Origin of the sequence: Mycobacterium sp. SMC-11 (assembly GCF_046250095.1) — a bacterium.
Taxonomy (GTDB): domain Bacteria; phylum Actinomycetota; class Actinomycetes; order Mycobacteriales; family Mycobacteriaceae; genus Mycobacterium; species Mycobacterium heraklionense_A.
The window spans coordinates 942624-964773 of the sequence record NZ_CP176430.1 but is presented as its reverse complement, the minus strand read 5'-3'; the positions used below and the strand labels follow the sequence as shown (position 1 = coordinate 964773).

At 65.7% G+C, this 22150-nt stretch carries 20 protein-coding genes and 1 pseudogene; 12 read left to right on the top strand and 9 right to left on the bottom strand.

Translation table 11 applies throughout. The features are described from left to right. Nucleotides 1-22: 22 nt before the first annotated feature. The 3 genes from ACKY0X_RS04610 to sucC all read right to left on the bottom strand — a co-directional run bounded on the left by ACKY0X_RS04610 (nt 23) and on the right by sucC (nt 3726). Nucleotides 23-1555 (bottom strand): acetyl-CoA acetyltransferase, encoded by a 1533-nt coding sequence (locus ACKY0X_RS04610; RefSeq protein WP_409428496.1) that lies wholly within the window; start codon nt 1553-1555, stop codon nt 23-25. A gap of 86 nt (nt 1556-1641) precedes the next feature. Beyond that, complete coding sequence (sucD, locus tag ACKY0X_RS04605; protein WP_409428495.1) at nt 1642-2544, bottom strand: succinate--CoA ligase subunit alpha; 903 nt, start codon at nt 2542-2544, stop codon at nt 1642-1644. A 3-nt stretch (nt 2545-2547) separates the two neighbouring features. Continuing rightward, nucleotides 2548-3726 (bottom strand): ADP-forming succinate--CoA ligase subunit beta, encoded by a 1179-nt coding sequence (gene sucC, locus ACKY0X_RS04600; RefSeq protein ID WP_409428494.1) that lies wholly within the window; start codon nt 3724-3726, stop codon nt 2548-2550. 288 nt (nt 3727-4014) lie between these two features. Here sucC and ACKY0X_RS04595 point away from each other — a divergent pair, with 288 nt between their 5' ends. Both ACKY0X_RS04595 and ACKY0X_RS04590 read left to right on the top strand, forming a co-directional pair. Continuing rightward, on the top strand, nt 4015-5016 hold the full coding sequence (locus ACKY0X_RS04595) for a M23 family metallopeptidase (protein ID WP_409429505.1): 1002 nt from the start codon (nt 4015-4017) through the stop codon (nt 5014-5016). A gap of 6 nt (nt 5017-5022) precedes the next feature. Continuing rightward, entirely contained in the window at nt 5023-5577 is a 555-nt protein-coding gene (locus tag ACKY0X_RS04590) for a hypothetical protein (RefSeq protein WP_409428493.1), read from the top strand. Nucleotides 5578-5814: 237 nt separating this feature from the next. Here the strand turns inward: ACKY0X_RS04590 and pcrA are convergent, their stop codons facing one another. After that, nucleotides 5815-8133 (bottom strand): DNA helicase PcrA, encoded by a 2319-nt coding sequence (gene pcrA, locus ACKY0X_RS04585; RefSeq protein ID WP_409428492.1) that lies wholly within the window; start codon nt 8131-8133, stop codon nt 5815-5817. Between the two features lie 246 nt (nt 8134-8379). Between pcrA and ACKY0X_RS04580 the strand changes: the two genes are divergently transcribed. After that, a complete protein-coding gene (locus ACKY0X_RS04580) occupies nt 8380-8643 on the top strand; it encodes a chorismate mutase (protein ID WP_024443709.1) in 264 nt (87 codons plus the stop codon). Nucleotides 8644-8787: 144 nt separating this feature from the next. Continuing rightward, nucleotides 8788-10455: a glucose-6-phosphate isomerase gene (pgi, locus tag ACKY0X_RS04575; RefSeq protein WP_409428491.1), complete on the top strand. Its 1668-nt coding sequence runs from the start codon at nt 8788-8790 to the stop codon at nt 10453-10455. 20 nt (nt 10456-10475) lie between these two features. Here the strand turns inward: pgi and ACKY0X_RS04570 are convergent, their stop codons facing one another. Further along, a complete protein-coding gene (locus tag ACKY0X_RS04570; RefSeq protein WP_409429504.1) occupies nt 10476-11102 on the bottom strand; it encodes a TetR/AcrR family transcriptional regulator in 627 nt (208 codons plus the stop codon). Nucleotides 11103-11255: 153 nt separating this feature from the next. On the opposite strand from ACKY0X_RS04570, the gene ACKY0X_RS04565 reads away from it, so the two are divergent. The 5 genes from ACKY0X_RS04565 to cysW all read left to right on the top strand — a co-directional run bounded on the left by ACKY0X_RS04565 (nt 11256) and on the right by cysW (nt 17085). Continuing rightward, nucleotides 11256-11702, top strand: a complete 447-nt coding sequence (locus tag ACKY0X_RS04565; protein ID WP_409429503.1) for an MmpS family transport accessory protein — start codon at nt 11256-11258, stop codon at nt 11700-11702. Further along, on the top strand, nt 11699-14575 hold the full coding sequence (locus ACKY0X_RS04560) for an RND family transporter (protein WP_409429502.1): 2877 nt from the start codon (nt 11699-11701) through the stop codon (nt 14573-14575). Before ACKY0X_RS04565 ends, ACKY0X_RS04560 begins: the two co-directional genes overlap by 4 nt. After that, a complete protein-coding gene (locus ACKY0X_RS04555; protein ID WP_409428490.1) occupies nt 14572-15018 on the top strand; it encodes a DUF5078 domain-containing protein in 447 nt (148 codons plus the stop codon). The genes ACKY0X_RS04560 and ACKY0X_RS04555 overlap by 4 nt, the downstream gene beginning before the upstream one ends. Before the next feature lie 355 nt (nt 15019-15373). Next, complete coding sequence (gene cysT, locus ACKY0X_RS04550) at nt 15374-16258, top strand: sulfate ABC transporter permease subunit CysT (RefSeq protein ID WP_409428489.1); 885 nt, start codon at nt 15374-15376, stop codon at nt 16256-16258. Beyond that, on the top strand, nt 16255-17085 hold the full coding sequence (gene cysW / locus ACKY0X_RS04545; RefSeq protein ID WP_409428488.1) for a sulfate ABC transporter permease subunit CysW: 831 nt from the start codon (nt 16255-16257) through the stop codon (nt 17083-17085). The genes cysT and cysW overlap by 4 nt, the downstream gene beginning before the upstream one ends. A 16-nt stretch (nt 17086-17101) precedes the next feature. On the opposite strand, the gene ACKY0X_RS04540 is transcribed toward cysW, so the two are convergent. The 4 genes and pseudogenes from ACKY0X_RS04540 to ACKY0X_RS04525 form a co-directional block, all read right to left on the bottom strand. Next, a complete protein-coding gene (locus tag ACKY0X_RS04540; protein WP_409428487.1) occupies nt 17102-17851 on the bottom strand; it encodes an SDR family oxidoreductase in 750 nt (249 codons plus the stop codon). A 48-nt stretch (nt 17852-17899) separates the two neighbouring features. Continuing rightward, entirely contained in the window at nt 17900-18367 is a 468-nt protein-coding gene (locus ACKY0X_RS04535) for a zinc finger domain-containing protein (RefSeq protein ID WP_409429501.1), read from the bottom strand. Between the two features lie 153 nt (nt 18368-18520). After that, nucleotides 18521-18763, bottom strand: a pseudogene (locus tag ACKY0X_RS04530) (DNA-formamidopyrimidine glycosylase family protein); the annotation flags it as partial. 18 nt (nt 18764-18781) lie between these two features. Beyond that, a complete protein-coding gene (locus tag ACKY0X_RS04525; RefSeq protein ID WP_409428486.1) occupies nt 18782-19174 on the bottom strand; it encodes a phage holin family protein in 393 nt (130 codons plus the stop codon). A gap of 256 nt (nt 19175-19430) precedes the next feature. Here ACKY0X_RS04525 and ACKY0X_RS04520 point away from each other — a divergent pair, with 256 nt between their 5' ends. From ACKY0X_RS04520 to ACKY0X_RS04510, 3 genes are all read left to right on the top strand, one after another. After that, a complete protein-coding gene (locus ACKY0X_RS04520) occupies nt 19431-20333 on the top strand; it encodes an AurF N-oxygenase family protein (RefSeq protein WP_409428485.1) in 903 nt (300 codons plus the stop codon). After that, nucleotides 20330-21046, top strand: coding sequence for a DUF4873 domain-containing protein (locus ACKY0X_RS04515; protein WP_409428484.1), 717 nt, complete (start codon nt 20330-20332; stop codon nt 21044-21046). Before ACKY0X_RS04520 ends, ACKY0X_RS04515 begins: the two co-directional genes overlap by 4 nt. 84 nt (nt 21047-21130) lie before the next feature. After that, nucleotides 21131-22003, top strand: coding sequence for a TIGR03619 family F420-dependent LLM class oxidoreductase (locus ACKY0X_RS04510; RefSeq protein WP_409428483.1), 873 nt, complete (start codon nt 21131-21133; stop codon nt 22001-22003). Nucleotides 22004-22150 lie beyond the last annotated feature (147 nt).

Genomic DNA, 22150 nt, shown 5'->3' with positions numbered 1-22150 from the left:
ACCCTCGCGGCGTGGCGGCGACTCAGCGCGGGGAGCAGCGGTTGCCGTAGTCGAAGGCGTGCACCGTCACCGGGGCACCCAGCGGGTCGCCGTCGGACAACAAGGCCACCAGGTCTTCGTCTTCGGTGGTCGCCAGGAACCGGGTGCCGTCGGCGTCGAGTCGGCCGATGATGATTCCGGTCCGGGTGTCCCAGTCGTAACGGACGCTGTAGGTCTCGATGGTGGCCGGGCCTTGGGCACTCTCGGTGACCGGCACAGCGGGTGCCGTATCGGCCTGCGCCTGCAGTTCGGCGCTGCGATCGGCCTTCCACGGCACCGGGGTGGTTGAGTACACCCCGGCCGCGTACTTGCTCATCATGCCGCCGTTGGCCCCGACGAACGTGAATTGCCCTGGGGCACTTCGCGCTGAGGCGACGGCCTCGGCGATCGCATGCATCGAGTAATTGTTGCCGGCGCCGCCGAAGAACGGCAGCCCGCCGGTCAGAGTCAGGCCGCGCGGGTCGTCGGCGGACAGTCCGAAGGCATCGCAGATGGCGAACACCGGGACCGGGAAGCAGCTGTAGAGGTCCATGGCCGCGACGTCGTCGAAGCCGATCCCGGCCATCTCGAGCGCCTCGGTGGTGGCCGTGATGGCGGCCGGATAGGCGCTGAGGTCAGGCCGCTCCAGCAACCGTTGGGCACGCTGGTCGGCGTGCCCGTGCAAGTACACCCACCGGTCTTCGGGCACCCCCAGGCGGCGGGCGGCCTCCACCGCCATCACCAGCACCGCGGCGCCCTGGTTGACCTGGTCGCGCGCCACCAACAGCCGCGGGTAGGGGTCGCAGATCATCCGGTTGCCGGCGCTGATGGTGGCCAGCTCGTCGACCGAGCGCTCCACCGGCGAGGCCGAGAACGGATTCTTGGCGGCGATCTTGGTCATCGGCGCGAATAGCTCCGCCATCGCCTGTAGGTAGTCGGCGGTGCTCAGGCCAAGTCGGGCACGCCGGGCGTTCTCCAGCAGGCCGTACTGCACCGGGGCGCCGGTCAGGCCATGGATGACGGTGTAGTGCTCGACGAAGTCCTCGAGTCCGTAGCCGCGGTCTTCGAGCTGCCCGTCGATGGTCTCGGTGAAGTCCGGCTTGTTCTCGGCCTTGGCGAAGTGGCGCAGCGTTGAGGTCGCGTCGGACCCGCACAGCAGCACCACATCGGCGGTGCCGGCCACGATCTCGCCGGCGAACTCGGTGAGCAGTTTCTGCGGCCCCTGGCCGCCCACCTTGTCCAGCACGGCCCGGGCCGGATCAGCACCGATCAGCCGCGCGACCGACCGCGGGAAGTTGTTCGACTTGCCCAGCGGCGCAGGCGCTTTCGGGATCGAGTTCTCGAACGCCCGGGTGGCCACCACCGCGTCGATGGCCGATGCGACCTGCTCTGAGCTCGCCCCGCAGTCGGCCAACGCTGCCTGCGCCGCGGCGGCGGCCAGCTCCACCGGCGACATGCCGCGGTAATCAGCGTCGTCGATACGCTCGGCGGCCTGCCCGACGCCGACGACGACGGGTGTGCGCGGATCGATGCTCATGGTTCACCTTCCGAAGGCGAGCAGACGCGAAAGCCCCCAATTTCAGGCTGAAATGGGGGCTTTCACGTCTGCTCGGCAGAAAATTGCTACAGGCTCTCGAGGATCTGTCGAGCCAGGGCCGCGGTGGCCGACGGGGTCTTGCCCACCTTCACACCGGCGGCCTCCAGGGCCTCCTGCTTGGCGGCCGCGGTGCCCGACGAGCCCGACACGATGGCGCCAGCGTGGCCCATGGTCTTGCCCTCCGGCGCGGTGAACCCGGCCACGTAGCCGACGACCGGCTTGGTGACGTTGGCCTTGATGTAGGCCGCGGCCCGCTCCTCGGCGTCGCCGCCGATCTCGCCGATCATCACGATCAGCTTGGTGTTCGGGTCCTTCTCGAACGCCTCGATGGCGTCGATGTGGGTGGTGCCGATCACCGGGTCGCCGCCGATACCGATGGCGGTGGAGAAACCGAAGTCCCGCAGCTCGTACATCATCTGGTAGGTCAGGGTGCCCGACTTCGACACCAGACCGATCGGGCCGGTGCCCGAGATGTTGGCCGGGGTGATGCCGACCAGGCACTCACCCGGGGTGATGATGCCGGGGCAGTTCGGCCCGATGATCCGGGTCTTCTCACCCTTGTCGACGTTGTAGGCCCACGCGTAGGCGCTGTCCTGCACCGGGATGCCCTCGGTGATGACCACCAGCAGCGGGATCTCGGCGTCGATGGCCTCGATCATGGCGTCCTTGGAGAAGGCCGGCGGCACGAAGGCGATCGACACGTCAGCGCCGGTCTCCTTCATGGCCTCGGCGACACTGCCGAACACCGGCAGCTCGACGTCGGCGCCGCCGGAATCCTTGTGCGACACCGTGGTGCCGGCCTTGCGGGCGTTGACACCACCGACGATCTGGGTGCCGGCGGCCAGCATCCGCGCGGTGTGCTTGGTGGCCTCAGCACCGGTGATGCCCTGGACGATGACCTTGCTGTCCTTGTTGACGAAGATCGACATGACTTATGCGTCCTTTCCGGCTGCGAAAGCCAGCTCGGCGGCCTTGTCGGCGGCCTCGTCCATGGTGGCGACGACGGTCACCAGCGGGTGGTTGGCCTCGGCCAGGATCGCCCGACCCTCCTCGACGTTGTTGCCGTCCAGGCGCACCACCAGCGGCTTGGTCGCGGCGTCGCCGAGGATGCCCAGCGCCGACACGATTCCGTTGGCCACCGCGTCGCAGGCGGTGATCCCGCCGAACACGTTGACGAACACGCTCTTGACCTGCTTGTCACCCAGGATGACGTCCAGGCCGGCGGCCATGATCTCGGCGGAGGCGCCGCCCCCGATGTCGAGGAAGTTGGCCGGCTTCACGCCGCCGTGCTTCTCACCGGCGTAGGCGGTGACGTCCAGCGTCGACATGACCAGGCCGGCGCCGTTACCGATGATGCCGACCTCACCGTCGAGCTTGACGTAGTTCAGGTCGTGCTCTTTGGCCTTGATCTCCAGCGGGTCGGTCGCGTCCAAGTCGGCGAACTCGGCGTGGCCGGGCTGACGGAACTCGGCGTTGCCGTCCAGGGTGACCTTGCCGTCCAGCGCCAGGATCTGGTCGTCGGGGGTGCGAACCAGCGGGTTGACCTCGACCAGGGTGGCGTCTTCGGCGACGAAGACCTCCCACAGCTTCTGGATGGTCACCGCGGCGGCGTCGAGCACCTCGGCGGGCAGGTGGCCCTGCTCGGCGATCGAGCGAGCGAACGCCAGGTCGACGCCCTTGACGGCGTCCACCGGCACCTTGGCCAGCCGCTCCGGCTTGGTCGCGGCGACCTCTTCGATCTCCATACCGCCCTCGACCGAGCACATGGCCAGGTAGGTGCGGTTGGAACGGTCGAGCAGGAAGGAGATGTAGTACTCCTCGGCGATGTCGCTCGCCTCGGCCACCAGCAGCTTCTTGACGATGTGCCCCTTGATGTCCAGGCCGAGAATGTTCTGGGCGTGGGTCAGGGCGTCGTCCGGGGTGGCGGCGTACTTGACGCCACCGGCCTTACCGCGGCCACCGGCCTTGACCTGGGCCTTGACCATGACCGGCCGACCGATCTCGGTGGCGATGGCCTTGGCGTCCTCAGCCGAGGTGGTTACTCGACCAGGAGTGGTGGGCACGTTGTGCTTGGCGAACAGCTCCTTCGCCTGATACTCGAAAAGATCCATGGGCTCACTGTCTTATTACGGGTAGCCGGAAGGCCGGCACTGTCGGATTGTGAGAGATTTAGCTCCCGAGGCACTGTATCGAGAGTGCGGCGGGGTTCCCTCCTCGCGTACCACTGCTGTGGCACATCTCACCGCCAGAAAAACGTGATTCGTTTCACATTAACGGCGGGATTTGGCCGATAGCTTGCCACGCCCCAGCGGGAGTGGTTACCGTCACCAGGTCCAGGTCTTTATAACGTTCTGATCACGACCAGAGGAACTTCCAGGCTGATGCAGCACGGTGCACCGATGCGTCCGGTTTCCGGTGGGGCTCTCCCTCGACGTCGAAACGGCGCTACGGCAGCTGTGATCCGCTCGTCGGTAGCCAGCCCCACCGAGGTCACCGACATCATTCCGTTCAACGAGTTCGGCTGGCCCGAAGACGCATTCAGCGAAGACGTGTTCGACGAGGCGTCCGACGTGCTGCTGGCCCCTGAACTGGACGACATGACCGACACCGACAACATGCCGGTTCTGCAGCTGGCGTTCCCCCGCGGTGGCTACTCGGACAGCTACTACCGCCCGCACGAGGCGGCCCAGCTGCCCCCGCGCCGCGGAAAGCACCGCAGCCAGCCCGCCAGCGCTGTCAAGAGTCGCGTGATGATCGCGGCGATGGCCGCCGGGGCGGCCGCTGCCGCCGCGCACGCCGCCACCCACCAGTCCGGCGAGACCGTTGCCCGGCCCGCCGTACTGGCGGCCAGCAAGACCACGCTGAACGACGGCACCACCACCACGTCCAGCCACGGCTTGCAGATGATCACGGTCAAAGCTGCGGCCAACGTAGTCGTGCACAACGAGGAGCTGGCCAAGGGCGTGGCGTTCGCGCAGGAGCGCGCCGAGCGTGAAGCCCGGCTGCAGCGCCCGCTGTTCGTCGCACCCACTCAGGGTGCGTTCACCTCGAACTTCGGCTACCGCTGGGGCGTGCTGCACGCCGGCATCGACATCGCCAACGCCATCGGCACCCCGATCCTGGCGGCCTCCGACGGCGTGGTGATCGAATCGGGCCCCAGCGCCGGCTACGGCATGCTGGTCAAGCTGCGCCACTCCGACGGCACGGTGACCCTCTACGGCCACATCAACCGGTCGCTGGTCAGTGTGGGCGAGCGGGTGATGGCCGGCGACCAGATCGCCGAGATGGGCAACCGCGGCTACTCGACCGGCCCGCACCTGCACTTCGAGGTGCTGCAGAACGGCACCAACCGGATTGACCCGGCTTCCTGGCTCGCCAAGCGCGGGATCAATTTCGCCTAATCTGGAATGGTGAGCGACCGCCACCAGCCACCGACCGGCGCCAGTTCTTCCAGACCCGCCGGGACCGATCCGGTGAGTTCTCCCAGCCGCATCATTCGCCGGGCACCCACCGGCGCCATCCCGATCGTCACCGGCTCAGGGCGGATCCCGCCGGCCATCCAGCCCAGCCCGGCGGTATTGCCGGCGCGATTCCCGTCAGCCGGCGTAGCGATCGGTGCTTGCGTGCTCGCCCTGATCGGCTGCTGGGCCACCTCGGTGGTCTCCACCGATCTGATCGCCAGTTGGTGGCACACCGACCGGCTGTTCTGCGTCGCAGTCGGCTTCTTGAGCCTGGTATTCGCCGGGACGACGGTGTCCGGCGTGATCATGCTGCTGCTGCGGCGCCCAGTCGGCCGCTACCTGATTGCGGTCGGCGCGGTGGTCGCCCTGCTGACTTTCGGCAGTCTGTTCCTGGCGGGCGCCCGCGTGCCGGGGATCGTGCACGTCATCCCGGTCATCCAGATCGCCACCGTCGCGACAGCGTTGCACCCGGCCACCAGACGCTGGCTCTTCGGCAGTTAGCGAGCTTCGACGGAGGAGAGGCGAAGCTGAACTGCCGATTCAAGCCCGGCAGTTAGCGAGCCTCGACGGAGAAGAGGCGAAGCTGAACTGCCGATTCAAGCCCGGCAGTTAGCGAGCCTCGACGGAGAAGAGGCGAAGCTGAACTGCCGATTCAAGCCCGGCAGTTAGCGAGCCTCGACGGAGGAGAGACGAAGCTGAACTGCCGATTCAAGCCCGGCCCGTAAGCCGACGGCGCCGCTAGAGTTTGGTCACCGGCGCATGGTTGTGCATCAGCTTGACCCGCCCGGAACTGCCGAAGTCGATCAGCGACATCGCCGACTCGCCCACCCCGGAGACTTCCTCCACCCGGCCCAGGCCGTACTTGTCATGCGTGACCCGATCCCCCGGCGCCAACACCAGCAACGGCCGGTTGCCCGATCGGCTCGGCGCCGGTCTCGGGGTCCCGAACCGGCCGGCGCCGCTGACCGGGGCGCTCGGTGCGGCCGTGACATCGGTCCGGCGCCAGTCGATGAGCTGCTGCGGGATCTCCCGCAGGAATCGCGACTCCGGGTTCAACATGGGCTGGCCCCACGACGAACGCACCTTGGCCCGGCTCAGGTACAGCCGTTGCCGCGCCCGGGTCAGCCCTACGTAGGCCAGCCGGCGTTCTTCGGACAGCTCGCGGGCATCCCCCAGTGAGCGCATGTGCGGGAACATGCCGTCCTCCCAGCCGACGACGAACACCACCGGGAACTCCAGCCCTTTGGCGGTGTGCAACGTCATCAGGGTGACCATGCCTGACCCATGCTCGGGGATCTCGTCGGTGTCGGCGATCAGCGACACCCGCTCCAGAAACGCCGCCAGCACCCCGACGTCAGGCACGTCCTCCTCCTCGAGGGTGCTGTCCTGGTCGGCGAGTGCATTGGCCCGGTCAATGCTGAATTCGTGTGCGACGCTGACGAGTTCGTTGATGTTGTCGAGGCGGGCCAGATCCTGCGGATCGGTCGAGGCCTCCAGCTCGGTGCGGTAGCCGGTGCGGTCCAGCACCAGCTCCACCAGAGAGCCGAGGTCGTCGTCGCAGGTGTTCAGGTGCGCCCGCAACTCCTCGAGCATCGCCACGAAGGCAGCGATCGCGTTCTGCGAACGGCTGTTGAGCATTGGCACGCCGCCCTCGGCGGCGGCAGCCAGCGCGGCGGCGAATCCGGTACCGGTGTTCTCCGCGTGCACCGATACGCACGCCTCCGCACGGTCGCCGATACCGCGGCGTGGGGTGTTGAGGATGCGTCGCAGGCTGACCGCGTCGCCAGGATTGTCGAGCACTCGCAGGTAGGCGATGATGTCGCGGATCTCTTTGCGTTCGTAGAAGCGCACGCCGCCAACGACTTTGTACGGGATACCGCTGCGGATGAACACCTCTTCCAGCGACCGCGACGCGTTGTTGGTGCGGTAGAACACCGCGACGTCGCTGTAGTTGACCGCGCCCGAATCGGTCAGCTCATCGATCTCCTGCGCGACGAACCGCGCCTCGTCGTGTTCGTTGTCGGCGACGTAGCCCACGATCAGCTCGCCGTCACCGGCGTCGGTCCACAGTCGCTTCTCCCGGCGCCCGGAGTTGTAGGCGATCACCGCGTTGGCTGCCGAGAGGATGTTCTGCGTGGAGCGGTAGTTCTGCTCCAGCAGGATGGTGGTCGCGTTGGGGTAGTCGCGCTCGAAATCCTCGATGTTGCGGATGGTGGCGCCGCGGAAGGCATAGATCGACTGATCGGCGTCACCGACCACGCACAGTTCCGCCGGGGGGATGTCGTCGGACTGCCCGCCTTCGACGGAGTGCCCCGCCAGCTCGCGCACCAGCATGTACTGGGCATGGTTGGTGTCCTGATATTCGTCGACCAGGATGTGCCGGAATCGGCGCCGGTAGTGCTGGGCGATTTCGGGGAACGCCTGCAGAATCGCGACCGTCTCACCGATCAGGTCGTCGAAATCCAGCGCGTTGGCCGACCGCAGCCGGCGCTGATACTCCGCGTAGACAGAAGCCACCACCCGGCTCAGGTCATCGGAGCTCTCGGTGAGGTCGGCCAGCGCCCGGTCCGGGTCGATCAGTTCGTTCTTCAGGTTGGAGATCGCATTGGCCAGCAACCGCGGCGAGTGCCGTTTTACGTCGAGGCCCATGTCGCGACCGATCATCAGTAGCAGCCGCCGCGAATCGTCGGCGTCATAGATCGAGAAGTTCGAGTTCAGGCCGGGGACGACCGAGGCCTGGTTACGCAGGATCCGCACGCAGGTGGAGTGAAACGTCGATACCCACATCACCCGCGCCCGGGGTCCGACGAGACTCGACACCCGCTCACGCATCTCGGCGGCGGCCTTGTTGGTGAAGGTGATCGCCAGGATCTGGCCCACCGAGACGTCGCGGGCGGCCAGCAGGTAGGCGATGCGCCGGGTGAGCACCGCGGTTTTGCCCGAGCCGGCTCCGGCCACGATCAAGAGCGGGGAGCCCTCGTGCAGCACGGCCCGCCGCTGCTGCGGGTTGAGCCCATCGAGGAGGTGGTCGGTCTGCGGACTGGCGTGCACTGTCATATCGCAACCCAACGTACCGCCGCCCGGCGACAGTCTTTGCGCTGGCACGACCCTTAGTGGCAGACTCGGTGCGTGCTCGACATGCAGCGTCGATTTTTTTACGGGTACCGGTCAGCGGTGCCCGTGGTTTAGCTGCAACGCCAAGCCCCGCGGTCCGCTTCGCCGACCCGGGGCTCGTCTGTTGTGTGAGGCCGGATCGCCGATGGGACCAGAAACCACCAACAGCGAGAACCTGGAGTTTTGATCATGTCTGCCCAACCCCAACAGCTGCCCGACATTGACGAGCTGCGCCACGAGATCGACCGGCTCGACGCCGAGATCCTGGCCGCGGTGAAGCGCCGCACCGAGATCTCGCAGGAGATCGGTAAGGCCCGGATGGCGTCCGGCGGCACCCGCCTGGTGCACAGCCGCGAGATGAAGGTGCTCGAGCGCTACAGCGAGCTCGGCCAGGACGGCAAGGACCTGGCGATGTTGTTGCTGCGGCTCGGCCGCGGCCGACTCGGCCACTAGGCCTTAGCGCTTGCGATCGCCGCGCTTGCGATCGCCGCGGGGCCGATGGCGACGACCCGCTGCGCCCGGCTCCGCCGCGCTTGCGATCGCCGCTGTACGTCCGGCGCCGCACCGGCGCCGGCGACCCGCCGCTAATGTCGGGGTATGAGCCCCGTTTCCCAGATCCCGGACATCTCCACCACCCCGGCCTGGAACGCGTTGCGCAAGCATCACCAGCAGATCGGCGACACCCACCTGCGTGAGTTCTTCGCTGACGATCCCGAACGCGGCTCACGGTTCACCGCCACCGTCGGTGATCTCTACATCGACTACAGCAAGCACCGCATCACTTCCGAGACCGTGCGCTTGTTGGTCGATCTGGCCCGGACGGCCGGTCTGGAGGACCGGCGCGATGCGATGTTCGCCGGGGTGCACATCAACACCTCCGAGGACCGGGCGGTGCTGCACACCGCGTTGCGGCTGCCGCGCAACGCCGATCTACACGTCGACGGCCAGGATGTCGTGGCCGACGTCCACGCGGTGCTCGACGCGATGGGCGATTTCACCGACCGGTTGCGCAGCGGCGAATGGACCGGTGCCACCGGCAAACACATCCAGACCGTGGTCAATATCGGTATCGGCGGCTCGGATCTGGGTCCGGTGATGGTGGACCGGGCGTTGCGCCACTACGCCGACGCCGGCATCTCGGCACGATTCGTGTCCAACGTCGATCCGGCCGACCTGACCGCCAAGCTGGCCGGCCTGGATCCGGCCACCACACTTTTCGTCGTCGCCTCCAAGACATTCTCGACCCTGGAGACGCTGACCAACGCCACTGCGGCGCGCCGCTGGCTTACCGACGCGCTGGGCGACGCCGCGGTGTCCAAGCATTTCGTAGCGGTCTCCACCAACGCTGCGCTGGTCGAGGAGTTCGGCATCGACACCGCGAACATGTTCGGCTTCTGGGATTGGGTCGGCGGCCGGTACTCGGTGGACTCGGCGATCGGACTGTCGGTGATGGCCGTCATCGGCCGGGAGCGCTTCGCGGAGTTCTTGTCCGGTTTCCATATCGTCGACGAGCACTTCCGTACCGCGCCTTTGGAATCCAATGCGCCGGCGCTGCTGGGCCTGATCGGGGTGTGGTACTCCAACTTCTTCGGCGCCCAGTCCCGCGCGGTGCTGCCCTACTCCAACGATCTGGACCGCTTCGCGGCTTATCTGCAGCAGCTCACCATGGAATCCAACGGCAAGTCGACCCGCGCCGACGGCACACCGGTCAGCACCGATACCGGTGAAATCTATTGGGGCGAACCAGGAACCAATGGCCAGCACGCGTTCTATCAACTGCTGCACCAGGGCACCCGGCTGATACCTGCCGACTTCATCGGCTTCTCCCAACCCGTCGACGACCTGGCCACCGCGGACGGTACCGGCAGCATGCACGACCTGTTGATGAGCAACTTCTTCGCCCAGACCCAGGTGCTGGCGTTCGGCAAGAACGCCGAGGAGATCGCCGCCGAAGGCACCCCCGCGGATGTCGTGCCGCACAAGGTCATGCCCGGCAACCGCCCGACGACCTCGATTCTGGCTACCCAACTGACGCCGTCGGTGCTGGGCCAGCTGATCGCGCTCTACGAACACCAGGTGTTCACCGAGGGTGTGGTGTGGGGCATCGACTCCTTCGACCAGTGGGGTGTGGAGCTGGGCAAGACGCAGGCCAAGGCACTGCTGCCGGTACTCACCGACGACGCCGCCCCACAGCCCCAGACCGACAGTTCCACCGACGCGCTGGTGCGCCGCTACCGGGCGGAGCGGGGCCGGGCATCGTCGTAATTCCTACTGCCCGAGGGTGACTAGGTCGGCTGTTGCCCGCCAGCCTTGGCCCGCAGGCTGGGCAGCAGCACCTCGTCGACCACAACGCGGACCGTTTCCTCCGTCGGCGGCCGATCGGAAACCAGTGCCCGAAACACCAGGTAGCCCGGCAGTAGATCGTAGATCTCCTGGTTGATCGCCGAGGCCTCGATCTCACCGCGCGCGACGGCATCGGCCAGCACGGTGTCCATCACGAGGTTGCGATGCTGGATAAATTTCTGCTGCATCGCCTCCTGCAAGGCGGGGCTGTGTGACATCTCGTTCAGCACCGCGCGCATAGTGCGCATGTGTTCCAGCGCTTGGCCACGGGTCCAACTGCCGATCTCCAGCAGGTCGCCACGCAGTGAGCCGGTATTCGGCGGGCTGGCCGACGCGCGGGTTCCTTCTATGAACGCTGCGAGTACCAGGTCCGCCTTCGTCGGCCAACGCCGATACATGGTGGCCTTACTGGCTTTGGCCCTGATCGCGACGGCTTCGACAGTGAGTCGGTCGTATCCATGCTCCTGCAGCAACTCCAGGGTGATCGCCAACAGCTCGGCCTCCCGCTCGCTCCACGGGCACACCGAGCCGTCGCCACAGTCTTTGGAAATCGTCGTCCCCTTACCCAGCGCGCCGCGGTTGTTCCGCGAGAGCAGCCATTTGCGCAGATGTCAAACAAGTTGCGATCCATCGGCACGGTACCGTACCGTTTCCATCCTACGCGACAATTTCACCGCATCGCATTCGGCGGGATCGTCAGCGCGGCGTCGAAAGGCTTTGTTGTGAAGAAGTTTTCGGTAACCAAATTGGTCCGCCGGCAGTGGGTGGCGATCGTGGCGATCGTGGTGGTCGCTCTGGTCGGGTTCAGCGTCGACCGACTGCGCGGCATCTTCGGCTCGAACAACGAGATCTCGAGGCCCGGCTCAGAGGCCTTGGAGAACACCGGCTACAACCCTAAACAGGTGTTGTTCGAGGTGTTCGGTTCGCCCGGATCCGTGGCCACCATCAACTTTCTGGACATCAACGCCCAGCCGCAACGCGTCGAAAGCGTCCCGCTGCCGTGGTCACAGGCGCTGACCACCGACGACCCGACTATGTACGCCGACCTTCGCGCACAGGGCGACGGCAACACCATCGGCTGCCGAATCACCGTCAACGGCGTCGTCACGGATGAAAGGTCTACGAACCACGTGAACGGATACATCGCGTGCCTGGACAAGACGGCATGAGCGGCCAGCACGCCGACACCGCTCTCGACGCCCACGACGGCAGCCTGCCTGCCCGGCTCATCCGGAGGATGTCCGTACCGATCCTGTTCATCTGGATCGCCATCGCTGCCGTTTCGAACGCCATCGCACCCCAGCTCGAGGTCGTCGGCTGGGAACGCTCAGTCGGGCAGAACGCGCCCGACGCGCCGGGCATTCTCGCGATGCGACACATCGGGCAGGTCTTCGGCGAATTCGATTCCGACAGTGCGGCCATGATCGTGCTTGAGGGCGATCAGCCACTGGGGCCCGAAGCACACGAGTACTACGACGGCCTGGTGAAGAAGCTGCAGGCCGACACCGAACACGTCGAGCACGTCCAGGACTTCTGGGGCGATCCGCTAACCGCCGGCGGCTCACAGAGCAAAGACGGCAAAGCGGCCCTTACCCAGATCTATCTGCGCGGCAATCAGGGCGAAGCGATGTCGAACGAATCCGTCGACGCCGTCCGCAAGATCGTCGACGCCACGCCACCCCCGCCCGGCATCAAGGCCTACGTCACCGGCGCGTCGCCGCTGGTGACGGACAACTTCGAGGTCGGCAGCGCCGGTACCCACGAGGTCACCGCGATCACCTTCCTGGTCATCGGCCTCATGCTGCTGTTCGTCTACCGCTCCGTTGTGACGATGGCGATCGTCTTGCTGACGGTGGCCGTCGAGCTCATGGCGGCACGGGGCGTCGTCGCGGTCCTCGCCCACTCCGGCGTCATCGGCCTGTCCACCTACGCGACGAATCTCTTGACGCTCTTGGCTATTGCAGCCGGGACCGACTATGCGATCTTCGTCGTCGGGCGCTACCAAGAGGCGCGTGGCAAGGGGATGGACCGGATCGCGGCGTATCACGACATGTGGCGCGGCACCGTCCACGTCATGGTCGGATCGGGATTGACCATCGCCGGCGCGGTCGCGTGCATGGGCTTCACCCGGCTCCCCTATTTCCAGACACTCGGGATCCCGGCTGCCATCGGTGTTCTCGTGACCTTGGCGGCCGCCCTGACGCTGGGGCCCGCCGTGTTGTTGATCGCCACCCGATTCGGGCTGATGGAGCCCAAGGTCGCTCAACGGACGCGGGGCTGGCGGAAGATCGGCACCGCAATCGTGCGCTGGCCCGGGCCGATCCTGGTGGTCACCGGCATGGTTGCGCTCATCGGCGTGTTCGCCTTGCCCGGCTACCAGACCAGCTACGACAACCGGCCCTACATCCCCACCAGCGCACCCGGTGTCGTCGGAATGGAGGCCGCCGAACGCCACTTCACCGAAGCGCGGATCAATCCCGAGTTGGTGATGATCGAGACCGATCACGACATGCGCAACCCGGCCGACATGCTGATACTCGAACGTGCGGCCAAGGCAGTGCTCCACACACCGGGAATCGCACTGGTGCAGTCCATCACGCGACCGCTCGGAACGCCGATCACGCACAGCTCCATTCCGTTCCAGATCAGCGCATCGAGCGCGAGCCAGATCATGAACCTCGACTACCAGAAGGACCGAGCCAACGATCTGCTGAAGCAGGCCGGCGAGATCGACAACACGATCGCCGTACTCAGGCAACAGCTCGCCCTGCAGCAACAGAGCGCCGCGGTCACCCACGAACAAACCGAGGCGTTCCACGACACCGTCACGACGATGAACGCGCTGCGCGACAAACTCGCTGATTTCGATGACCAGTTCCGCCCCCTGCGCAACTACTTCTACTGGGAGCCGCACTGTTTCGACATTCCGATGTGTTGGGCGCTGCGCTCGGTGTTCGACTCGCTGGACGGGATCTCCGAGCTATCCGAGAAGTTCGGCAACATCACCGCCAGCCTCGACAGCCTCGACGCCCTACAACCACAGCTGGTGGCACTGTTGCCGCCGCAGATCGCGATTCAGGAGCGCAACCGCGAACTGACACTGTCGAATTTCGCGACCAACGGCGGCATCAATGCCCAGAGCGAAGAAGCGTTGAACAACGCCACTGCGATGGGCAAGGCGTTCGACGATGCCAAGAACGACGACACTTTCTACTTGCCGCCGGAGGCCTTCGACAACCCTGACTTCAAGCGCGGCCTCAAGCTGTTCTTGTCGCCCGATGGCAAGGCGGCGCGGATGATCGTGACCCATCAGGGCAATCCCGCTAATCCCGGGGCGATTCCGCACATCAACGCCATCAAGGAATCGGTGTTCGATGCCCTCAAGGCGACACCGATGTCAGACGCCAAGATCTATGTCGCGGGTATCGGCTCGACCAATAAAGACATCCAAGAGGGAATGAAGTACGACCTGCTGATCTCGGCGTTGGCCGCAGTCGCCCTCATTCTGCTGATCATGGTGGTTGTGACGCGCAGCCTTGTCGCCGCCTTCGTCATCGTCGGCACCGTCGTCCTCTCATTGGGGGCATCGGTGGGTTTGTCGGTCCTGGTGTGGCAGTACATCTTCGGGATTCATCTCTTCTGGGTCGTGGTGCCACTGGCCATCATCTTGCTGCTAGCGGTGGGGGCGGACTACAACCTGCTGTTGGTGTCCCGCTTCAAGGAGGAGATGCACGCGGGCCTCAACACCGGCATCATCCGCTCGATGGGCGGCACCGGTTCTGTGGTCACCGCCGCCGGTCTGGTGTTCTCGGCAACGATGGCAGCCTTCATCTTCAGCCCCCTGGTGATCCTCGGGCAGATCGGTACGACCATTGGTCTGGGCCTGTTGTTCGACACCTTGATCGTGCGGTCGTTCATGACGCCGTCGATCGCGGCGTTGCTGGGCAAGTGGTTCTGGTGGCCGCAGCTGGTGCGCCAGCGGCCGGTTCCCGCGAAGTGGCCCGATCCCGTCCAACGACAGCCCGAGGAGGCCCTGGCGTGAAATATGCAGTCCACCTCGGCATCGCCGCAGCAGCCCTGATCGGCGCCGTGACCACCGCCGGTGTCGTTGCCGCCGACGCTACCGACGACTACCCGATCCCCAGCCGGATCCTGCGCACCCCCTGCTCGGCCGAACAGGTCATGGCCGCAGCCCGCGACGTCGCGCCGGTCTACTACGAGCGCTACATGATCGACTACAACAACAAGCCCGCCGCCGACCAGCAAGGCGCCCGGGACCGCATCCACTGGTTCTTCGCCATGGACTACGCCGGCCGCCGCCAGTATTCCGAGGACACCGCCACCAATGCCTTTTTCGAAACCATGTCGTGGCGCTGGCCTAACTGGGCCAAGCTGTTCTTCAACAACAAAGGCGTGGCCGCCCGCACCACCGACATCTGCATGAACTATCCGGCAGGCGACATGTCGGTCTGGGACTGGAAGTAGCCACAGCCTTCGGAATTTTCCTCACGCTGACTTTTTGCCGCCGGGCGTCGATGTCGGCCCTGCTGAAGTGCGAGAGATTGCAATCCGGCCGGGAAACCTATCGCGGCACGACAAAGATTTCGACGTCCAGGTTTCCTTAAGCTACGCGCCATGCAGATGCCATTCCGTGTTGGGCAGAGCGCCGCAGGGGCGTTCGGCCGTCGCGGCGCCCTCGGCAGTGGCTTCGCGGGCTTTGTGCACTGTTGTCGCTGACTCCCCCGCCACTTGCTAATTCTCGGTAGTCACTTTCGGTGACCGGTGCCGAACATCTCGGGCATTGGAAGGCCAGCATGCACTCTTCTTTCGGATCCGGCCGATGACAGTCGCGACTCCCCTCGACCCGGCGCAGCGTGTCGACCCCGGCACGGAGGTGGTGGACGGCGCCGCTGCCCTGCCCGCCGGCCCGAGCCGGTCCGTCATCACGCCGCTGCGCATCGGCGTGACCACGCTGTGGCTGTCGGTGATCGTGCTGCTGCCGTTGGTCGCCATCGCGTGGCAGGCCGGCGGTAGGGGCTGGAACGGCTTCCGGCTGGCCGTCACCTCGCACGCGGCACTCGAATCGTTCCGCGTGACATTGACGATCTCGGTCCTGGTCACCGTGCTCGACGTGGTGTTCGGCTTGGCGACCGCCTGGGTATTGGTGCGCGACGACTTCGTCGGAAAGGGAGTGATCGATGCGCTGATCGATCTGCCGTTTGCGCTGCCGACAATCGTCACCAGCTTGGTGATGCTCGCCCTCTACGGCAACTCCAGTCCGATCGGCATTCATCTGCAGCACACCCCGCCCGGCGTCGCGATGGCACTGGCCTTCGTCACGCTGCCGCTGGTGGTCCGTGCCGTCCAGCCAGTGCTGATGGAGATCGACCGCGACGTCGAGGAGGCGGCCGCGGCACTCGGCGCGACTCGGCTGGTCACCTTCAAGACGGTGGTGCTGCCGTCGTTGCAGCCGGCGTTGTTGACCGGTGCCGGACTTGCGTTTTCGCGGTGCGTAGCCGAGTTCGGCTCGGTCGTGACGATCGGCGGTGCCGTGCCGGGCAAGACCGAGGTGTCGTCGCAGTGGATTCGCTCGCTGATCGAAAACGACGACCACACCAGCGCGGCGGCGATCTCGATCGTGTTGTTGGCGATCTCATTCGCGGTACTGGTGCTGCTGCGGACCGTGGGTGGGCGTGCGGCCAAGCGCGAAGAGGAGGCCGAGTGACAGCGCGGCCGGAGAAGCGCCACCTGCTGCGCTTCACCGTCTTGACCTATATCGGTGTCATGCTGATCGCCCCGGTGTCGGTGATTCTGTACCGAACGTTTGAGCACGGTTTCGCCCAGTTTTGGGCCTGGATCAGCACCCCCGCGGCGATCTCGGCGCTGAAGCTGTCGCTGCTACTGGTGATCATCGTGGTGCCGCTGAACGCCTTGTTCGGTGTTTCAACGTCGATCCTGCTGGTGCGCAACAAATTCCGGGGTCGATCAATCCTTCAGGCGATCCTGGACCTGCCGTTTGCGGTCTCGCCGATCATCGTCGGGGTCGCCCTGATCGCATTGTGGGGGTCGTCGGGGGCGCTGGGCTTCGTCGAGAACAACCTGGGATTCAAGATCATCTTCGGGCTGCCCGGGATGGTTCTGGCCAGCATCTTCGTCACGCTGCCGTTCGTGGTGCGCGAGGTCCAGCCGGTGCTCGTGGAGATCGGAATCGAACAGGAGCAGGCCGCAGCAACGCTGGGTTCCAATGCGTGGCAGACGCTGTGGCGGGTCACGCTGCCGTCGATCCGGTGGGGACTGACCTACGGCGTGGTGTTGACCACGGCGCGCACACTCGGCGAGTTCGGCGCGGTCATCATGGTGTCGTCGAACCTGCCGGGACACTCGCAGACCCTGACCCTGCTGGTCAACGATCGCTACCACCGCGGGGCCGAGTACGGGGCCTACGCCGTGTCCACGCTGCTGATGGGGGTGGCCGTGGCGTTCTTGATCGCCAAGGCGGTGCTGCTGATCTACCGCCGCCGGGCCAAGGCCCTGGAGTGGATGACCCGCTGACCCGAGCGGGAACCGATCAGGCGAAGCGTTTGGTGTACTGCGGCGGCAAGCGGCGCAGCAGCCATACCAGCGGGGCCCACGGCCAGGACGGAACGACAGCCCGGCCGGTTTCGCGTTCGATGGCACGCACCATGGCCTTGACCCCGGATTCGGTGTCCACCATCAACAGGGTGGACGCCGATTTGGCGGTCATCTCCGATTCGATGTAGCCCGGTTCCAGCACGGTCACCTTGATCGGTCCGCGCGAGTACTCCGCCCGCAGCGATTCCCCTAGCGACGAGACCCCGGCCTTGCTGGCGGCGTACGCCGCCTTGACGCCGGGAACACCCTTGTTGCCCAACACCGATGAGATCAGCACCAGGTGGCCGCTGCCGGCAGACTTGAATATCTCCAGCGCGGTCTCGATCTGCACCAGCGCGGCCACCAAGTTCGTTTCAATGGTGGCCTTGTTGGCCCACAGCTTGCCGGATCCGAGCGGGGCGCCCTTGCCGATGCCGGCATTGACGATGACCCGGTCGATTCCACCCAGCTCGTCGACGAAGTGGTTGAACACCTTGGGTATTGCGTCGTGGTCATTCACGTCGAGTGCAGCCACCACAACATTGATTGCTGGAAATTTTTCTGTCAGTTCGATTTTCAGTTCATCAAGCCGGTCCGTCCGGCGGGCGCACAGGGCCAGGTCACGTCCCCGCGCAGCGAAAACGCGAGCCATGCCCGCACCCAGCCCTGAACTGGCACCAGTGATGAGGATTCTCTGACGGGTCACCAGGGCAGCTTAACGACGTTCGCAGCCTGCCGAAATCAGGTCGAAGAATTACTTGAGCAGTCGCGACATCCGTCGGTCGGCCAGCACCTTGCCGCCGGTCTGGCAGGTCGGGCAGTACTGAAATGACTTATCGGCGAAAGATACTTCCCGAACCGTGTCGGCGCATACCGGGCACGGCAGCCCGGTTCGGGCGTGAACCCGCAGACCCGAGCGCTTCTCCCCCTTCAAGGTGGCGGCCTGCTGGCCGACCGAGCGGGTGACGGCGTCGGTCAGCACGGTGTGCATGGCGTCGTGCAGTGCGGTCAGCTGAGCCGTCGACAGTTTGCCGGCGGTGGCGAATGGCGACAACCGGGCGGTGTGCAGGATCTCGTCGCTGTAGGCGTTGCCGATTCCGGCGATCACCTTCTGATCGGTCAGGACGGTTTTGATGCGACCGGTATTGCCGGCCAGCAAGCCAGCCAGCGCGTCGGCGTCGATCGCCAGCGCATCCGGCCCCAGTGTGGCGATGCCCGGCACCTTGACCGGGTCGTCGACCAACCAGACCGCGAGCCTCTTCTGGGTGCCGGCTTCGGTGAGATCGAAGCCGGGTGCCTGCCCCGGGACGCCCAGGTGCACCCGCAGCGCGATCGGTCCCTTCCCCGGTCGCAGCGGCGCGGCCGCCAGCTGATCCGACCAGCGCAGCCAACCCGCCCTAGACAGGTGCGCGATCAAGAACAGCTCACCGGCCTGCAACCCCAGATACTTGCCCCAGCGGTGCGCACCGGTCACCTGCTGACCGTGCAACGCCGTCGGCGGCGGATCGAATGTCTTGAGCACCGACAGCGCCGCCACGTCGATCCGGCCGATGGTGCAACCAGTGGCGTGCCGACGCAGATGATCGGCGAGTGCTTCGACCTCGGGCAGCTCCGGCATGCCCCCGAGTCTGCCCGTTTATCTGGCAATACGTCCGGCGACTAGCGACAATACCCAGCCCACCAGTGACAAAACGATCGCCGCCCAGATCGCGTCCCACCAGAAATCGGCGATGTAGAGGCCCCAGTGTTTGGCCGTCTTGTCGGTGATCCACGCGGTGATCCAGAGCATCAGCGCATTGACCACAATGTGGAACAGCCCCAGCGTGATGATGTACAGCGGTATCGACAGCAGCTGCACCACCGGCTTGATGAAGGCGTTCACCAGCCCGAAGATCAAGGCGATGACGAAGATGATGCCCACCCGTTGCAGCGTGGTGTCGCCACCGACGATCTCGATCCCCGGAACGATCTGAGTGACGATCCACAAGGCGAGTCCGGTCAGCGCGGCGCGGAGCAGGAAGGGTCCCATGCGCAGATCTTGCCACGGGGCAAACGACGAGAACCTGACTTTCCCAATTGCGTCGGGCCGGAATCCCGGGACGACCAAACCCAACTAGAGCCAGCTCCCGGCAGCCCCGGCGCGGGCCCGCACCCCACAGATACGGCCAGGCCAGGCCGCGTGACGGGCATCACACAAAGAACCGGCGGTATCCGGTACCGTCGGTATTGACATGCCTTGGTGCGGCTCCTAGTTTTTACAAGTCCGAGCGAGAAGGGATTGCGTCATGACCACTGCGGTGCGGCCGAGCGAACCGACCCGGGAGGAATTTGCCGAGCGTCTACTGAAGGGCTCGGTGAAAAGGTCCTACGCACCGGTCGTCGACATCGACTGGAACGCCCCGCTGGAGGAGGACAAGTTCTTCCTGCCGCCGCGGATGTGCACCCTCTACGGCACCGGCCTGTGGGAGTCCATGTCCCGCGAACAGCAGATCGAGATGTCACGCCAAGAGCTGGTCAATGTCCTGTCGGCCGGCATCTGGTTCGAGAACATCCTCAACCAGGCACTGCTGCGCGACATGATGCACAAGAACCCCACCGCACGCACCACCCACTACTCGCTGACCGAACTGGGCGACGAGACCCGCCACATGCTGATGTTCGGCAAGACCATCGACCGGATCGGCGGCGTGCCGGTACGCCCGCGCCTGCATCAGCGCATCGTCATCAACGCGCTTCCATTCCTGTTCCGCGGGAGCATCTTGTGGGGAGCGGCACTGGTCGGCGAGGAGATCTTTGACGCGCTGCAGCGCCAGATCCTCGACGACCCGGACCTGCAGCCGATCGTGCGGCGGGTGATGCGCATCCATGTCACCGAGGAAGCCCGCCACATTCAGTACGCCCGCGACGGTCTGCGGCGCAGCGTCCCGGCGATGCCCCGCTACCGCCGGATGCTGTTGGCCAACCTGCAGGGCGTCGGCGGACCGTTCTACCGCCACCTGTTCACCCTGCCGGTCGTCTATAACCGCGTCGGGCTGGACGGTCGCGAAGCTCGCCGGGTGGCGCGGGCCAACCCGCATTTCCACGCGGCGTCCCGCTCGTCGTTCGCGCCACTGGCCGCGTTCTTCACCGAAGTCGGACTGATGGGCGGGCTAGCCCGGCGGATGTGGCGGCGGGCCGGATTCCTGTGAGCCGCAACGGCATCCTCGACGTGGTGGTGCTGGGCGACCCGGCACCCCTGCACGGATTGATCGACGGTGTTCGCGCCGTCGATGCGACGAACGTGACCACCAGATTCGACAGCGGTACCGACACCTGGACGGTGACCACCGCCGACGGTGAAGAGATGGCCGCCCGCACGCTGATCGGCACCGCCGCCTCAACCGACGACACTGTCGCCAGGCACGGAGTCCCCAACCGCTTCCACATCCCCGGCCCGCACACCCATCGGCAGGCCCGGTATGTGGCCGGGCTCATCGATGCCCTACGCCGTAGCGGGGCCAGCCGCATCGAGTCTCGCTCGCCTCGGCTGCGGGTGCATCCGCTGCTGCCGACGCGGGGGATCTCCCGGTTCTACCTCACCGGGTCGGTGCGCGTTGATGACGAAACCTACGATGGCCCAGCGGTTCTCACCCACAACGGCGCGGATTACCCGACGCAGGTCCGCCTGACCGGCCACTTCGATCCGATTGATGGCCAATACCATTGGCAGGGAATGTTTTTCAACGACCTTCCGGGCGCGGGCATCACCGGTTCGAAGGTCAGCATCCGGATTGGCGATCACACGGCCGAAGGGCGCGTCGCCGAGCGGACACCCTGGGGCACGCTGACCGTGATCGGAGCCGCTGGATATCCGCCGTATCCCTTGGAGGACGTCGAGGTCGTGATGCCGCCGCGTATGTGAACGCACTCCCCCCACTCCGGTCGCGGCGGGCCAGTCTGCTATGCAGAGAACAGCGCCCCACCACCGAAAGACCGAGGAGACGACGTGCGGTTCACCTACGCCGAAGCGATGACCGACCCGAGCTATTACATTCCGCTCGCCAAAGCCGCCGAGGCCGCCGGGTACCACAGCATGACGATCCCCGATAGCGTCGCCTACCCGTTCGAATCGGACTCGAAATATCCCTACACCCCCGACGGCAACCGGGAATTCCTCGACGGCAAGGCCTTCATCGAGACCTTCGTCTTGATCGCAGCATTGGGCGCGGTCACCAGCACGCTGCGGTTCACCCCGTTCGTGGTCAAGCTGCCGATCCGCCCGCCGGCCTTGGTCGCCAAGCAGGCCGGCTCGCTGGCCGCGATGATCAACAACCGGCTGGCACTGGGCGTGGGCACCAGCCCGTGGCCGGAGGACTACGAGCTGATGGGGGTCCCGTTCGCCCGGCGCGGCAAGCGGATGGATGAGTGCATCGAGATCATCCAGGGCCTCACCACCGGCGACTACTTCGAGTTCCACGGCGAGTTCTACGACATTCCCAAGACCAAAATGACCCCGGCCCCCACGCAGCCGATCCCGATCCTGATCGGTGGCCACGCCGAAGCAGCACTGCGCCGCGCGGCACGCCATGACGGCTGGATGCACGGAGGCGGCGACCCGGCCGAGCTCGATGGACTCATCACCCGACTCAGGCAGCTCCGCGAGGAAGAGGGCCGCGCCGATGAGCCGTTCGAGATCCACGTGATCTCGGTCGACGGATTCACCCTCGACGGCATCAAGCGCCTGGAGGACAAGGGCGTTACCGACGTCATCGTCGGCTTCCGGGTGCCCTATATCGTCGGTCCCGACACCGAGCCGCTGGACACCAAGATCCGCAACCTGGAGCGGTTCGCCGAGCACGTCATCGCCAAGGCGGGGTGACGCCCGTCACGTCTTCGCTCACACGTGTGCACCCTCACCGTTTTATTCGGCTGAATCGGGATCGTTTTCGCCGCCGCCGGCGTTAACCGATATGTGCGCCGACCGCCCACCCACAGCGGTCGGGTACTGCAGTTCTCGTTGCGTGAC

Bases quoted from the DNA above. Each gene is read 5' to 3' on its own strand.
- ACKY0X_RS04595 (WP_409429505.1), top strand. From the start codon at position 4,015: ATGCGTCCGGTTTCCGGTGGGGCTCTCCCTCGACGTCGAAACGGCGCT.
- ACKY0X_RS04590 (WP_409428493.1), top strand. From the start codon at position 5,023: ATGGTGAGCGACCGCCACCAGCCACCGACCGGCGCCAGTTCTTCCAGA.
- ACKY0X_RS04525 (WP_409428486.1), bottom strand. From the start codon at position 19,174: ATGGGACCCTTCCTGCTCCGCGCCGCGCTGACCGGACTCGCCTTGTGG.
- ACKY0X_RS04610 (WP_409428496.1), bottom strand. From the start codon at position 1,555: ATGAGCATCGATCCGCGCACACCCGTCGTCGTCGGCGTCGGGCAGGCC.
- ACKY0X_RS04560 (WP_409429502.1), top strand. From the start codon at position 11,699: ATGAGCGGCCAGCACGCCGACACCGCTCTCGACGCCCACGACGGCAGC.
- sucC (WP_409428494.1), bottom strand. From the start codon at position 3,726: ATGGATCTTTTCGAGTATCAGGCGAAGGAGCTGTTCGCCAAGCACAAC.
- pcrA (WP_409428492.1), bottom strand. From the start codon at position 8,133: ATGACAGTGCACGCCAGTCCGCAGACCGACCACCTCCTCGATGGGCTC.
- pgi (WP_409428491.1), top strand. From the start codon at position 8,788: ATGAGCCCCGTTTCCCAGATCCCGGACATCTCCACCACCCCGGCCTGG.
- cysT (WP_409428489.1), top strand. From the start codon at position 15,374: ATGACAGTCGCGACTCCCCTCGACCCGGCGCAGCGTGTCGACCCCGGC.
- ACKY0X_RS04580 (WP_024443709.1), top strand. From the start codon at position 8,380: ATGTCTGCCCAACCCCAACAGCTGCCCGACATTGACGAGCTGCGCCAC.
- sucD (WP_409428495.1), bottom strand. From the start codon at position 2,544: ATGTCGATCTTCGTCAACAAGGACAGCAAGGTCATCGTCCAGGGCATC.
- ACKY0X_RS04520 (WP_409428485.1), top strand. From the start codon at position 19,431: ATGACCACTGCGGTGCGGCCGAGCGAACCGACCCGGGAGGAATTTGCC.